The 14122-nt window shown below is 63.8% G+C and carries 14 protein-coding genes; 3 read left to right on the top strand and 11 right to left on the bottom strand.

Features of this window, described 5'->3' with window-relative positions; genetic code table 11:
* Positions 1-4 precede the first annotated feature (4 nt).
* Positions 5-466, top strand: coding sequence for a MaoC family dehydratase (locus tag AWB72_RS22450; RefSeq protein WP_040051581.1), 462 nt, complete (start codon positions 5-7; stop codon positions 464-466).
* Here the strand turns inward: AWB72_RS22450 and AWB72_RS22455 are convergent.
* The 7 genes from AWB72_RS22455 to AWB72_RS22485 all read right to left on the bottom strand — a co-directional run bounded on the left by AWB72_RS22455 (position 455) and on the right by AWB72_RS22485 (position 7687).
* Positions 455-1678 carry an acyl-CoA dehydrogenase family protein gene (locus AWB72_RS22455; protein ID WP_040051582.1) on the bottom strand — a complete coding sequence of 408 codons (1224 nt, stop codon included), beginning with the start codon at positions 1676-1678 and terminating at the stop codon, positions 455-457. The genes AWB72_RS22450 and AWB72_RS22455 overlap by 12 nt on opposite strands.
* A gap of 22 nt (positions 1679-1700) precedes the next feature.
* On the bottom strand, positions 1701-2798 hold the full coding sequence (locus AWB72_RS22460; RefSeq protein ID WP_040051583.1) for a phosphotransferase: 1098 nt from the start codon (positions 2796-2798) through the stop codon (positions 1701-1703).
* Positions 2799-2827: 29 nt separating this feature from the next.
* The gene (locus AWB72_RS22465; RefSeq protein ID WP_040051584.1) at positions 2828-3553 is read right to left on the bottom strand and encodes a histidine phosphatase family protein; all 726 of its coding nucleotides are present in this window, start codon (positions 3551-3553) and stop codon (positions 2828-2830) included.
* 3 nt (positions 3554-3556) lie between these two features.
* Positions 3557-4345: an oxepin-CoA hydrolase, alternative type gene (locus AWB72_RS22470; protein ID WP_040051585.1), complete on the bottom strand. Its 789-nt coding sequence runs from the start codon at positions 4343-4345 to the stop codon at positions 3557-3559.
* On the bottom strand, positions 4342-5883 hold the full coding sequence (locus tag AWB72_RS22475) for a 3-hydroxyacyl-CoA dehydrogenase (RefSeq protein ID WP_040051586.1): 1542 nt from the start codon (positions 5881-5883) through the stop codon (positions 4342-4344). The genes AWB72_RS22470 and AWB72_RS22475 overlap by 4 nt, the downstream gene beginning before the upstream one ends.
* Positions 5884-5944: 61 nt before the next feature.
* The gene (locus AWB72_RS22480) at positions 5945-7126 is read right to left on the bottom strand and encodes a pyridoxal phosphate-dependent aminotransferase (protein ID WP_040051587.1); all 1182 of its coding nucleotides are present in this window, start codon (positions 7124-7126) and stop codon (positions 5945-5947) included.
* 75 nt (positions 7127-7201) lie between these two features.
* Positions 7202-7687, bottom strand: a complete 486-nt coding sequence (locus AWB72_RS22485; RefSeq protein ID WP_040051588.1) for a putative toxin-antitoxin system toxin component, PIN family — start codon at positions 7685-7687, stop codon at positions 7202-7204.
* 56 nt (positions 7688-7743) lie between these two features.
* Here AWB72_RS22485 and yaaA point away from each other — a divergent pair, with 56 nt between their 5' ends.
* On the top strand, positions 7744-8523 hold the full coding sequence (gene yaaA, locus AWB72_RS22490) for a peroxide stress protein YaaA (RefSeq protein WP_040051589.1): 780 nt from the start codon (positions 7744-7746) through the stop codon (positions 8521-8523).
* A gap of 37 nt (positions 8524-8560) precedes the next feature.
* Positions 8561-9739: a M14 family metallopeptidase gene (locus AWB72_RS22495; protein WP_040051590.1), complete on the top strand. Its 1179-nt coding sequence runs from the start codon at positions 8561-8563 to the stop codon at positions 9737-9739.
* A gap of 98 nt (positions 9740-9837) precedes the next feature.
* Here the strand turns inward: AWB72_RS22495 and AWB72_RS22500 are convergent, their stop codons facing one another.
* The 4 genes from AWB72_RS22500 to AWB72_RS22515 form a co-directional block, all read right to left on the bottom strand.
* Positions 9838-10464 carry a BspC domain-containing protein gene (locus AWB72_RS22500; RefSeq protein WP_040051591.1) on the bottom strand — a complete coding sequence of 209 codons (627 nt, stop codon included), beginning with the start codon at positions 10462-10464 and terminating at the stop codon, positions 9838-9840.
* 138 nt (positions 10465-10602) lie between these two features.
* Positions 10603-11277: an energy-coupling factor ABC transporter permease gene (locus tag AWB72_RS22505; RefSeq protein WP_040051640.1), complete on the bottom strand. Its 675-nt coding sequence runs from the start codon at positions 11275-11277 to the stop codon at positions 10603-10605.
* 68 nt (positions 11278-11345) lie between these two features.
* On the bottom strand, positions 11346-12140 hold the full coding sequence (locus tag AWB72_RS22510) for a helix-turn-helix transcriptional regulator (RefSeq protein WP_374728912.1): 795 nt from the start codon (positions 12138-12140) through the stop codon (positions 11346-11348).
* Positions 12141-12346: 206 nt separating this feature from the next.
* The gene (locus AWB72_RS22515; protein WP_040051593.1) at positions 12347-13558 is read right to left on the bottom strand and encodes a DUF2863 family protein; all 1212 of its coding nucleotides are present in this window, start codon (positions 13556-13558) and stop codon (positions 12347-12349) included.
* Positions 13559-14122 lie beyond the last annotated feature (564 nt).

The following is a 14122-nucleotide window of genomic DNA, read 5'->3' on the forward strand; positions in this document are numbered from 1 at the left end:
TTGCATGACCTACAGCTTTGAAGACTTCGAAGCAGGCGCGGCAGTGACGCTCGGCGCGCATACCTTTTCGCGCGAGGAGATCGTGGAATTCGCGAGCCGTTACGATCCGCAGCCGTTTCACCTTTCCGACGAAGCGGGCAGGGCGTCGCATTTCGGCGGACTGGTGGCGAGCGGCTGGAACACGTGCTCGGCGATGATGGGCATTCTCGTGCGCGACATGCTCGCCGGTTCGACATCGATGGGATCGCCCGGGCTCGACAACATCCGCTGGCTGAAGCCGGTGCGCGTCGGCGATTCGGTACGCCTGACCGTGCGCGTGCTCGACAAGCGCGTGTCGAAGAGCAAGCCGGATCGCGGCATCGTGTCGACGCGCTGGGAAGCGCACAATCAGGATGGCGAACTGGTTTTGACGGTCGATTCCGCCGCGCTCTTCGGTCTGCGCGATTCGAGCGCGTCAGCTTCCTGAAACGTATTTCGCCAGTTCCAGCTTGGCGATCGCGTTGCGGTGAACTTCGTCGGGTCCGTCGGCGAGACGCAGCGCCCGCGCCGACGCGTACGCATACGCGAGCGGAAAGTCGTCGCTGACGCCGCCCGCGCCGTGCGCCTGAATCGCCCAGTCGATGACCTGACACGCGACGTTCGGCGCGACGACCTTGATCATCGCGATCTCGCCGCGCGCGCCCTTGTTGCCGACGGTATCCATCATGTACGCGGCCTTAAGCGTCAGAAGCCGCGCCTGTTCGATCATGATCCGCGCTTGTGCGATGCGTTCCTGCGTCACGCCATGCTGCGCGATCGGCTTGCCGAATGCGACGCGCGCGAGCGTGCGCTTCGTCATCAGTTCGAGCGCGCGTTCGGCGAGGCCAATCAAACGCATGCAATGGTGAATGCGCCCCGGCCCGAGCCGCCCTTGCGCGATCTCGAAGCCGCGTCCAACGCCTAGTAGCAGATTCGCGGCGGGCACGCGCACGCCGTCGAGCGTGATGTCCATGTGACCGTGCGGCGCGTCGTCGTAACCGAACACATTGAGCGGACGATGCACCGTGATGCCCGGCGCATCGGCGGGGACGAGAATCATCGATTGTTGCGCGTGCTTCGGCGCATCGGGGTCCGTCTTGCCCATCACGATGAACACCTTGCAGCGCGGATCGCCCGCACCGGACGACCACCACTTGTGGCCGTCGATGACGTAGCCGTCGCCGTCGCGCACGATGCTGCATCGGATATTCGTCGCATCCGACGATGCGACTTCCGGCTCCGTCATCAGAAACGCCGAACGGATCTCGCCGCGCAAGAGCGGCTCGAGCCATTGCGCCTTCTGCGCATCCGTACCGTAACGCTCGATCGTTTCCATGTTGCCGGTATCGGGTGCGCTGCAATTGAAGACTTCGGGCGCCCACGGCACGCGCCCCATGATTTCGCAGAGCGGCGCGTATTCGAGATTCGTCAGGCCCGCGCCTCGCTCCGACGCGGGCAAAAAGAGATTCCACAAGCCTTCGCTTCGCGCCTGCTCCTTGAGATCTTCGATGAGGCGCGTCGGTATCCACGCGTTGCCGGCCGCGCGATTGGCCGCGATTTCATCGACGAACGCGCGCTCGTTCGGATAGATGTGCGCGTCGAAGAACGCGAGCAGCTTCTCGCGCAACGCGTTCACCTTGGGCGTGTAATCGAAGTTCATGCCGGTGTCTCCTCGTTCGTCGTTATCGTCCGACTTTCTGCGCGTATTGCCACGCAAGTTCGGCCATGGGGCGCGCGCGGCGTCCCGCGTCGATGGCTTGCGCGCTCGCGGCGGTGCCATCGGTGACGCGCTTCATGATGCCTTGCAGGATCGCCGCGATGCGGAACATGTTGTACGCGAGATAGAAGTTCCAGTCGCCTTCGATCGCGAGGCCCGTGCGTTCGCAATATCGCGCGACGTATGCGGCTTCGTCGGGGATGCCGAGCGCCGCCCAGTCGAGGCCCGCGATGCCGCGAAACTGCGACGGATCGACATGCCACGCCATGCAGTGATAGGCGAAGTCGGCGAGCGGGTCGCCGAGCGTCGAGAGTTCCCAGTCGAGCACCGCAAGCACGCGCGGCTCGTCGCGATGAAAGATCAGGTTGTCGAGCCGGAAGTCGCCGTGCACCACGCTCGCCTTTCTGTCGGACGCCGGCGGAATGCGCTGCGGCAGCCAGTCGATGAGCCGGTCCATCGCATCGATCTTCTCCGTCTGCGACGCGACGTATTGCTTGCTCCAGCGCCCGATCTGCCGCTCGAAGTAATTGCCCGGCTTGCCGTAATCGGCGAGTCCGGCGGCTTCGGCATCGACCGTATGGAGCGCGGCGATCACGCGGTTCGTTTCGTCGTAGATCGCGGCGCGTTCCGCCTGCGTCATGCCGGGCAGCGACGGGTCCCACAGCACGCGGCCTTCGACGAACTCCATCACGTAGAACGCGCGGCCGATCACGCTTTCGTCCTCGCAAAGCGCGAGCATGCGCGCGACGGGCACGTCGGTGGCGGCGAGCGCGTCCATCACGCGATACTCGCGTTCGATCGCATGCGCCGATGGCAACAACTTCGCGGCGGGGCCGGGCTTCGCGCGCATCACATAGCTGCGCGACGGCGTGACGAGCTTGAACGTCGGGTTCGACTGGCCGCCCGCGAACTGCTCGACGGCGAGCGGTCCCGCGAAACCATCGACGTGCGATGCGAGCCACGCGGCGAGCGCATCGGTATCGAAGCGCTGGCGCTCGTTCACCGGGCGCGTGCCTTCGAATGCTGAAAAATCGGAGTGCTTGTTCGTGTCGTTGTCAGGCATCGTCTCCTCCGTTTTGTGGTGAAGCGTCGTCAGTTCATGTCGCTCGCCTTGAACCGGACGAATTGCGCGTAGAGCAGTTCCATCGTCGTGTTGCGCACGTCGGCGTGCAGCGGCGAGGGCGGCGAATGATTGATCGCATGCACGACCCAGTCGCCGGGTTTGTCGCCGACATCGAGTGCGTTGATGCAGCCCGTCGCCTGCGACAGATGCCCGTAGAACGCGCGTCCGCCCGCTGTGATCGCATGCGACAGCAACGCGCGATTCACGCCGCCGTGCAGCACGAGCAGCACGGTGTCCCACGCGGCGTCGGCGCGCAGTTTGGTCATCGCGGGCAGCGCGCGGTCGAGCAGTTGCCCGATGGTTTCGCCGCCAAGAAACTGCGTTTCTTCGGGCACGACGCCGTCGAACACCGAGAGAAACGCGCGCTCGATATCGCTCGTCGACAGATTCGTGAGCCGTCCGCCGCGTATCTCCTGCCACTCGGGCCAGATTTCGATTTCCGCCGATTGCCCCGTTTCCGCGAGCACGCGCTGCGCCGTTTCGACCGTGCGCGGCAAGCCGCTCGCGATCACGCGGTCGAAGCGAATCTTCTGCGCCGCGAACTCGCGGCCCGCCGCGCTCGCTTCCTCGCGGCCGCGTTCGTTGAGCGGCACGCTCTCGGGATCGATCGCGCGACCGGTGTCGTCGAAATACGTGACGTCGCCGTGTCGCATCAGGAAGATGCGCCGCCGCTTCGGCAATTCGTATTGAGTCATGGCTTAGCGATAGTTCGGCTGACGCTTTTCGAGGAACGCGGTGATGCCTTCGAGCGCATCGCCGTGATGAAGGGCATCGACGAAAGAATCGCGCTCCATGTCGAGGTGCGCGGCGAGCGGCTGCACGTCCGCCGCGTTGATCAGCGACTTGATGCGCGCGAGCGCTTTCGGCGACACGCTGCCGAGATCGTCGGCCCAGGCGATGGCGGCATCGAGCGCAATGCCTTTCTTCGTCAGCCGGTTCACGACGCCGACTTCATGCAGACGCACCGCGCCGATCGGCTTGGCTTCGAGCAGCACTTCGCTCGCGAGCGTGCGCGGCAACGCGCGGGACAGGAACCACGAAGCGCCGCCATCGGGCGTGAGGCCGACGCGCGCGTACGACATGACGAACTTCGCGTCGTCGGCGGCGACGATCAGATCGCACGCGAGCGCGAGCGAAAAGCCCGCGCCGGCCGCTGCGCCTTCGACGGCCGCGATCACCGGTTTCGTCGATGCGCGCAACGCGCTGATCCATTCCGCGAGCAGGTCGATGCTTTCTGCCTGCACCGACGGCTCCTTCGCGCGATTCTCCAGCAGCCGGTTCAGATTGCCGCCCGCGCAGAAGAAGTTGTCGGCGCCCGTCAGCACGATCGCGCGCACGGAGTTGTCGCGTTCGGCCGTTGAAAGCGCCTCGATGCCCGCCGCGTACATGTCCGGATGCAGCGCGTTGCGCACGCCCGGATTCGAGAGCTTCAGCACGAGCGTGGTGTCGCTGCCGGCGGGGCGGTGTGTCAGGAGTTCGGCGCTCATCGAAGTTCCTCGGTGTGGGTGAGCGAAAGGCCGAGCTGCGCGCGGCGCGTGAGCCACGGAGAAGGGCGGTAGCGCGGATCGCCGAGCACGCTCTGGATGTTGCGCAGAATCGTGAGGATGGTCGCCGCGCCGAGCGAATCGCCGAGCGCGAGCGGGCCGCGCGGATAGCCGAGTCCGAGCGTCACGGCGAGGTCGATGTCCGCAGGCGTCGCGATGCCCTGTTGCGCGATATCGCAGCCGATGTTGACGATCGTCGCCACGACGCGCTGCGCGACGAAGCCGGTCGAATCGCGGATGACGGTGACCGGCACGCCGTCGGCGGCGAAGAGCGCGTGGGCGGCGTCGCGCATGGCGGGCGTGGTCGCGGGCGTCGTCATGATCGTGCGGCGCGCGACGGTATCGAGCGGAAAGAGCGTATCGACGGCGACGACGCGCGTGGCGTCGAGATGCTCGGCGACGGCGGTCGTGGTTGCATCGAAACCGAGCGGCGTGACGATGATCAGCGAATCCGGCTCGGGCGTGTTGCCGCAATCGATGTGAACATTCGCGTCGTGCTTCGCGATGACCTTCAGCACTTGCTCGCGCGCCGCGTGCGATGCGCGGCTGATCCACACGCGCGCCGGCAGTTGCGTGGGCGCGGGCGCTTCTTCGGGCACGTGCTGCTTGCCATCGACATAACGATAAAAGCCTTCGCCCGCCTTGCGCCCGATCAGCCCGCCCGCGAGCCGCGTGCCGGTGATCGGCGACGGCGTGAAGCGCGGTTCTTCGTAGAACTGATGATAGATGGATTCCATCACCGGATGCGAGACATCGAGCGCGGTCAAGTCCAGCAGTTCGAACGGCCCGAGCCGGAAGCCGGCCTGCTCGCGCATGATGCGGTCGATGTCCGCGAAACTCGCGACGCCTTCGCTCGCCACGCGCAAGCCTTCGGTGTTCATGCCGCGCCCGGCATGATTGACGATGAAGCCCGGCATGTCCTTCGCGCGCACCGGCGTGTGACCGATGCGGCGCGCGAGCTCCATCAGCGCGTCGCCGGCGTGCGGGTCGCCGCGCAGGCCGTCGATGACTTCCACCACGCGCATCAGCGGCACGGGGTTGAAGAAGTGAAAGCCCGCGACGCGCTCAGGCCGGGAACAGCCCGCCGCGATCGCGGTGATCGAAAGCGACGAAGTATTCGACGCCAGAATGCACGACTCGGCGACGACGCTTTCCAGTTCGCGAAAGACTTTGCGCTTGATCTCGATGTTCTCGACGATCGCCTCGACGACCGCGCCGCAATCGGCCAGCTCGCTGACGTTCCGCGCATCGTGGACGCGGGCGAGCGCGGCGTGCGCGTCGGCTTCCTTGATCTTGCCTTTGGCCGCGAGCTTGTCGAACGTCTCGGATAGATACGCGCGGGCGGCGTCGAGCGCGGCCGGGTTCGAATCGTGGAGACGCACGGTCAGGCCGGCGAGCGCGGCGATCTGCGCGATGCCGCGCCCCATCGCGCCGCTGCCGACAATGCCGAGCGTCTCGATCTCGTATTCCTGCGGACTCATGATGCTTTCTGTCTCCTCGATGTGCTCTGTCTGATCTGGATGTCCGGCAGCGAGTCGCGCGCTAGAGCTTGCTGAGCCGCTCCAGCGCGAGCGCGAGCGTTTCTTCCTTCTTCGCGAAGCAGAAACGCACGACGCCCGATTCGTGGCTCTCGTGATAGAACGCCGACACCGGAATCGCCGCCACGCCGATCTCGCTCGTGAGCCATTGCGAGAAATCGGCTTCGGGCATGTCGCTGATCGCCGAATAATCGACGCACTGGAAATACGTGCCGTCGCAAGGCAGCAGCGAGAATCGCGTGTTCGCCAGGCCCGCTCGGAAGAAGTCGCGCTTTTTCTGATAGAACGCGGGAAGCTCGAGATACGGCTTCGGGTCTTCGAGGTAATGCGCAAGACCGATCTGCATCGGCGTGTTCACGGTGAACACGTTGAACTGATGCACCTTGCGGAATTCAGCGGTCAGCGCGACAGGCGCGGCCACATAGCCGATCTTCCAGCCGGTCACATGAAACGTCTTGCCGAAGCTCGACACCACGAAGCTGCGCTGCGCGAGTTCCGGATAGCGCGAGACGCTTTCGTGCGGCGCGCCGTCGTAGACCATGTGTTCGTAGACTTCATCGGAGACGATCAGCACGTTGGTGCCGCGCACGATGTCTTCGAGCTTGCGCATGTCCGCTTCGCGCCAGACGCGGCCGGTCGGATTGTGCGGCGTGTTGATCATGAGAAGGCGCGTCTTCGGCGTGATCGCGGCGGCGATCTTGTCGAAGGGCAGCGCGTAGTCCGGCGCTTCAAGCGACACGAACACCGGCTTGCCGCCCGCGAGTTCGATCGCGGGCACGTAGCTGTCGTACATCGGTTCGATCACGACGACTTCATCGCCCGGATGCACGCAGCACAGCACGGCGGTGAGCAGCGCCTGCGTCGCGCCGGCGGTGACGGTGATCTCGCGGTCGGCGTCATAGGCGCGGCCGTAGAGCGCCTCGATCTTGCGCGCGATGGCCTGACGCAGCGGCGCGGCGCCGGCCATCGGCGGATACTGGTTGTGGCCGTCGCGCATCGCGGCCGAGACGGCATCGACGATGCGCGCATCGCAATCGAAATCGGGGAAGCCCTGGCCGAGATTCACCGCGCCTTTTTGCGCGGCGAGCGCACTCATCACGGTGAAAATGGTCGTGCCGACGTTCGGCAGGCGCGAAGGAAAGGACAGCTCGGGTGACGCTTCAGGCATTTCGTGCATGGCGTTCATGGTGATTGTTGGACGTGTGCTGTGCTTGTTGGGCTTTGCGTTTCGGCTATGCGTTTCGACTATTCACGCGCGCGATCAGGCGACTTCGGCGGTGCGCGCCTCGGCTTCGAGCGCCGCGACGAACGGCTTCGGCTCCGCGATGCGAAACGCGAAGTCCCGCGCGACGCGCCGCGCGAGCTTCAGCACCGCGCGATCCTTCGATACGAGCCAGTCCGCATTCGATGCATGCGCGAGTTCGAGAAACTTCTGGTCGTCGCGGTCGCGGCACTTCGGCAACGGACGCTCGTCCGCCGATGCTTCCGGCGCGACGAGCCGCGACAGCAGCCCGAGCGTATCGAGCGCTGCCGCCTTGTCGATCCCCAGCCGCACGAATTGCGGATAGTCGAGCACGTGCGTGAGTTCGGCGAGGCAGCGGGCGTCGATGAGCGCATCGAGCGTGCGCGCTTCGAGCGCGGCGCGGATCGGCCGGGTGACGGGATCGTCGAACACGAGGATGTCGATCCACACGTTCGAATCGAGCACGACGCGCGGTTTTTGCGGTGACGCGGCGGAATTATCCATTCGATACAATCAGGGGTTTATGCCTATCTTCGTCGGCGAGGCGCCGGCGAGCCTCCATGATAATCGTTCTCTCGCCCGCCAAATCGCTCGACTACGAGACGCCCGCACACATCCGGAAACACACGCTCCCCGAATTCGTCGATGACGCCGCCGAACTCATCCAGGGCTTGCGCCAGCTTTCGCCGCAACAGATCGGCGGGATGATGGGCATTTCGGATCAGCTCGCGGTGCTCAACTTCCAGCGCTATGCCGAATGGTCGAAGACTTTCGACGCGAACAATTCCAAGCAGGCGGTGCTCGCGTTCAACGGCGACGTGTACGAAGGCTTCGCGGCGAAGACGCTGAGTTCCGCCGATCTCGACTTCGCGCAGAACCACGTGCGCGTGCTGTCGGGGCTTTATGGGCTGCTGCGGCCGCTGGATCTGCTGCAGCCGTATCGGCTGGAAATGGGCACGAAGCTGCAGAACGCGCGCGGCAAGGATCTCTACGCGTTCTGGGGCGAGCGCATCACGGCGGCGCTCAACGAGCAGTTCAGGCGGCAGCGCGGCGCGCGGGTGCTCGTGAATTGCGCATCGGAGGAGTATTTCAAGTCAGTCAAGCCGAAGCTGCTCGACGTGCCGGTGGTGTCGCCCGTGTTCGAGGACTGGAAGGGCGGCCGCTACAAGATCATCAGCTTTCACGCGAAGCGCGCGCGCGGATTGATGGCGCGCTACGCGGTGCAGAACCGGATCGACCAGCCCGAGGCGCTGAAGGGCTTCGACAGCGAAGGCTACCAGTTCGATCAGGCAGCATCGAACGATACGACTTACGTGTTTCGCCGCCGCGTCGCGGAGTGACATTCACGCGTTCCGACGCGGCACAAAGGACATCGACATGAGCATTTCCATCACCAGCAACTTCGACGCGGGCGCAATCGAGATCATCGACGCCAGCAATCCGGCGGACATTCGCCTTCGCGTGCGTCCGGATACGCACGCGGACTTCGCGCAGTGGTTCTACTTTCGCGTATCGGGCGCGCGGGGCGAGCGCCTCGCGATGACGTTCGAGAACGCGTCGAAGTGCGCGTTCCCCGAGGGCTGGCGCGATTATCAGGCGGTCGCGAGCTACGACCGCGTGAACTGGTTCCGCGTGCCGACGCGCTATGACGGCGCGGTGCTGACCATCGATCATACGCCGGACTTCGATCGCATTTATTACGCGTACTTCGAGCCGTACAGCGAGGAGCGTCATTCGGAATTTCTCGGCGCGCTTCAGCAGATGCCGCACGCGACGCTGACGGAACTCGGCCGCACGGTCGAGAATCGGCCGATGTCGGTGCTCACGCTGGGCTTAACGGGCGACGCGAACGACGCAGGTGCGCAAGCCAAGAAGAACGTGTGGATCATCGCGCGCCAGCATCCGGGCGAGGCGATGGCGGAATGGTTCGTCGAAGGACTCGTGAAGCGCCTGGCGGGCTGGGGCGACTGGTCGGGCGATCCGGTCGCGCGGGCGCTTTTCGATCGCGCGGTGTTTCATATCGTGCCGAACATGAATCCGGATGGCAGCGTGCTCGGCAATCTGCGTACGAACGCGGCGGGCGCGAACCTGAATCGCGAATGGATGGAGCCGAGCGCCGAGCGCAGCCCCGAAGTGCTGCTCGTGCGCGATGCGATCCGCGCGACGGGCTGCGACATGTTCTTCGATATTCACGGCGACGAAGGCCTGCCGTATGTGTTCGTCGCGGGGTCGGAGATGCTGCCTGGGTTCACTGAGCAGCAGCTCAAGGAGCAGAAGACGTTCGTCGATTTCTTCAAGCAGGCGAGCCCGGATTTCCAGGACGTCTACGGCTACGAAGCGAGCCGGTATCAGACGGACGCGTTGAAGCTCGCGTCGAAGTACATCGGCAACGAATACAAATGTCTGTCGCTGACGCTCGAGATGCCGTTCAAGGACAACGCGAATCTGCCCGACGAGCGCGTAGGCTGGAGCGGAGAACGGAGCGCGGCGCTGGGCGCGTCGATGCTGCAAGCGATCCTTTGGCACTTGCAGGCGTTTGCCGACGACGCTGCGTAAGCTGATCGAGTCGCGTCACGTCACGTCACGTCATGCAAAAAGGGCGTGGTCATCGTCCGATGGCCACGCCCTTTCGTTTTACCGCGCCTCTTTGAAGCTCAGTGTTTCTTCGATGACTTCTTCGGGCTGGACGCTTTGCCCGATTTGGCGGACGACTTGGTCGTGCTCTTCGCCTTGCCCGACGAGGCCGACTTGGTCTTCGCGCCGTGCTTGCCTGTCGCTTTGTGCCCGGTTCCCCGCGACGCGCCTCGCGCGGCGGGTGCTTCGGCGTGCCCACGCAAAGGCGGCACGGGATCGTTCCAGCCGAACGCCAGCATCTGGCTGCCGACATATCCGCAGCGGAATTTGAGCGGCGTGGGCTCGCGCTCGCCGCTCTTCGGCATGCCCTCGCCCTCGACGGTCACGACGTTATCGACCTTGATGCGCTGCTTCTTCTCATCGAACGAGTCGTTCCACGGCTCGATGGTGGAATGCGACGAATCGAACGAGGAGGGCGGGAATTCGACATGATCGAACGCCGTCGATGTGCCGGCGATGAAGTTGCCGTGCGCGGCGCAATCCGCCACGAGCGGGTTGGCGTTGTAATCGATGACGAAGTGGTGAATCAGTTCGTTGCGCTCGTCGAGCGTATCGGCAAAGGCGGACACCGCGCATGCAAGCCATGCGCATACCGCGAACCGGCCGACGAGCCGCATGAGCCGGCGCGGTGCGTAGTTACTTTCCATCAATTTGGCGCTAAGAAGACACGGGCAAGTAAGATGCCTCGTGTGGGGAAGGAGTTCAATCTTATCGTACTTTGTGCGCGCTCCGAACCGCGCGCAGTCCCGGACGGTGCTACGGAAGCGAGCGAGAAATCGCTCCGTTCAGACGCGCGGGCCGCGATCGAGCCGATAACGGCGCACGTCGTAAGTGGTGATCCACGCAGGCTTGTACACCGTGATCAGAATGGTGAGCAAGCCGGTGAAAAGCGCCTCGCCCGCGCCGAGCAGCAGCGAGCCGCGCGTGAAAGCCGCAGGAACGTTGACCGGGCCGCCGGCGAGCGCTGTTTCGAGCAGTATCGTCGCGCCGCACGCGGCGGCGACCGCCGCAGCCGATGCAACGAACCCGTGGCCCACGATGAACGTGAAAAGATTTCGAGGCAGCCACGCGTTGGAGAGCCGTTGCAGAAGCGTCGACACGCCAACGGGGAGCGCACCGAAAAGCAGGTACGTGGTTGCAACCGAGAGCCATGACGCATCGAGCACCACGGCCGCCAGCCCCGTGCTGGCGGCCGTGCCGAGGAGCGCAAGCCGCCAGTCGAAGAGCGTGACCATTAGCGTCGCGCCCAGCAGGTGAATGACGGGTCCGTCGTCGAACCATGCATTGCATGCCCATAGCACCGTTACCGACACGATGACACCCAGCCACACGTGCTGGAGCGTCGCGTCCTGCAGGCGGCTGAACGGCCGCTGCACGAGCACGAGTGCGAGCAGCCCCACGGCGGCAATCCAACTGCCGGCGGTCAGCCAAAGCGGTAGCGGTGTATAGAAGAACCCCATGCCTTGCATATTACTCGTTGCGTGTGAAACGTGTGCGCAATCCACGAACCCGCTTCCGGCGATTGTTGCTAGAACGGCGCCTCGGGCTCCGCGGCCATCGGCAGGGACACCGCCCCGCCGCCCGCGAGCGACGGATACTTGGTCCGCCGCTGACGAAGCGGAATCACGTTGGACGCGCCGGGCGTCGGCCGGGGCGCCCGTTGCCGCTCGATGCGCAGAATCTCGAGGTGCGAATTCTGCACACCGTTGTAGATCGCGACCGCAGCTGCGCGATTTGTCGCGCCGAGTTGCTGGAAGATGCTCGCAAGGTGGATTTTCACCGTGCCCTCGCTGATGCCGAGGGTCTTCGCGATCATCTTGTTCGTGCTTCCCATGTGCACGCAGCGCATGATCTGCTGCTGACGCGGCGACAAGGTCGTATGCATCGGCGCGCTGGGCGGAAGTGCAGCAGCGGTTTGAAAGCGGCGAAGCGGAAGAAGACGCAGCGGCTCGAGATCGATGACATCGGGCGGAATATAGTGCCCGCCAACGAGCACCATTTCGAACGCACGGAGGATCAAGATAGGCTCGAGAGTCCTCGGAATCACGCCCATGGCGCCCGCTCCCAACAGCATATAGACCTGCGCAGCCCCACAGCGGTCCACCATGATCGCGGCAGGCACCCCCGGCGCATGGTCGAGCAGCGTCTCCAGCTCGCTCGCGCGCGAAGTTTCAGTCCAGTCGACGACGATCATGCTGGCCTGACAGCGCTTCATGACCGACGCGGCTTGCCGCCAGTCTTTCGCTTCGGTGAACTGTGCTTGACGCGCGACACGGCGTAGCAATGTTTTCAGGCCCGCACGGCGCTCCGCGTCCGAACCCATGATGATAATTTTCATGCTTTACCTCATTTCAATACGTCCGACGCCAATTCGCGACGGGTCTCGGCACCAACGACTGTGTCGGCACCAGCGTCATATTGACAAACTTCCGGCGTCTGCGCGCCTCGTCCGAATGGCATAGGCAAAATGGACAAAACCCCGCACGAGGGCGGGGTTGGGTCTTTGCCGCGAGGCGAACCGCGATGCGGTCAATGGAAGTGAGGTTGCGCCGGCTCGGCGTCTTCGGGCATTTCCGCATGAACGATTTCGCCTAGCGGATCGGCATAGAGCGGTACGCCGCAGTCGTCGCAGAACTCCGGCTCGAAGCGCCCGGCGTGGCGGCGCACGTCCGTGATGCCAGCCTTGCGCAGCAGTTCGACTATTTCTTCGACGGGGCCGTCCGCGCCTTCGATCTCAGCTTCGTCTTCCATGCCGACGTCCGCGTTCTCGCGGCCATACAGCGGCCAGACGACGCCGTAGATCACATCGTTGCTGCCCCGGCGCGTGAAGCCGATACGATATTCGTCAATGCGCCGCTCTCCGAAACCCGCAATGACCGCCCGCAATTCCTGCGGCGCGGTGCCGAGCGTATCGAACAGATAACGGACCGCGGTACGAACCGTGTGCGGACGAACCTGCTCGTCGGCATCACGACAGGCGGAATAGTAGGCATCCGGCAGCAAACATTCGAACTCGCAGCCGGGCAGGATGGTCGCGAAGGTCGCTCCGCCTTGAGCATTCCATTGTTCGAGACATTGGCTGCGCTCGATCCGCGTTTTGTTTTCATCCTCTTGCCAGCGGAAGAAGGCCGCGCCCGCAGGCACGATAGCAACCGCGAGCAGAAAGCGCGGGTCGGCCAGAATCGGCGAAGTCTCCGGCAGGTCGGACAGGTTCAGGCGAGCGGTGGCGCCGCCGAGCGCCGCCTGCATCAATTGCTGCGCGAGACGCGCGGTGTCGACGTGATGCCGCGGCAACTGGTCGATGCTATAGAAATACGGAGCAATGGCGACGCGCGCGCCCGCCGCCAGGACGTGCGCCTGCAATTGCGTGCGCAGGGCGTCGACCGTGTCGCTCTTCAATGTGCCCGAAGGGATGGCGTAACGCGTCCATGCAAGCACCGGCGCCGCGATCAACAGCGCTTCGTGCGGCGAGCCATCGATGTCGATGCGGAACGACTCGCTATGCGTTTCGGCCATGTCGGCCAGTGCGCCATACGCATCGGGATGGTTTTGCTGAAGGTGATCGAGCGCGGCGTCGAGCGTCGTCTGGTTGCCGTTGCGCACGAGTTTGGCGATCAGCGTGTCGAGGCGGCTTTCCCAAAAGCGATCTTCGACGCGACTGCCCGAGGCGAAGAGCGCGAGGGAGAGACTGACGAGTTTGTCCGCGTCTGGGGGAATACGTTTTGCGGTTCGCGTGCGCATATCGATACGAGTTATTGGGGCGGGTAACCTTTTATTGTAGTCGCTCGGGCGGATGTTTTACCGGCGCGTTCGCCGGCTGAGTCCATAAGTGACGAAGCGGACATCTGGACCTCTCGCAGAGTGCAATCGGCATGCAGCAATCGCTATCAAAAAATTTGTGCTGGAAGGCCTTGCATATCGCACATCGACTCACTAGAATTCCGTTCCTTCGCGATTCACTGAACGCGAAGGAGGCGGGAGTAAGCAGTTTCGTGGGTGCGTGTGAGAGCGATGCAAAGGTTTCTCAAACGCAATCAGCAAGTAAAGCGGTTCAAAAAACTTGTTGACAGACTCCGAGGCGATGTTCATAATCTCGTTTCTCTGCTGCTGATGCAGCAACGCCAGACGGAAGCGGCGCTGAGCAAGACGCTCGGTGCGGTGAAGTGGATGAGTCAGGCGATGTGCTCTTTAAAAACTAACAGCCGATAAGTGTGGGCGCTTGATGGCAAGTGCGGCCGGTTCTTCGGAATCGGCAATAGCAAAAGTAATCAAGAGTCTCACACGAAGTATTAAGAGGAAGGTTTA

It is taken from the genome of Caballeronia concitans, assembly GCF_001544615.1.
GTDB classification, from domain to species: domain Bacteria; phylum Pseudomonadota; class Gammaproteobacteria; order Burkholderiales; family Burkholderiaceae; genus Caballeronia; species Caballeronia concitans.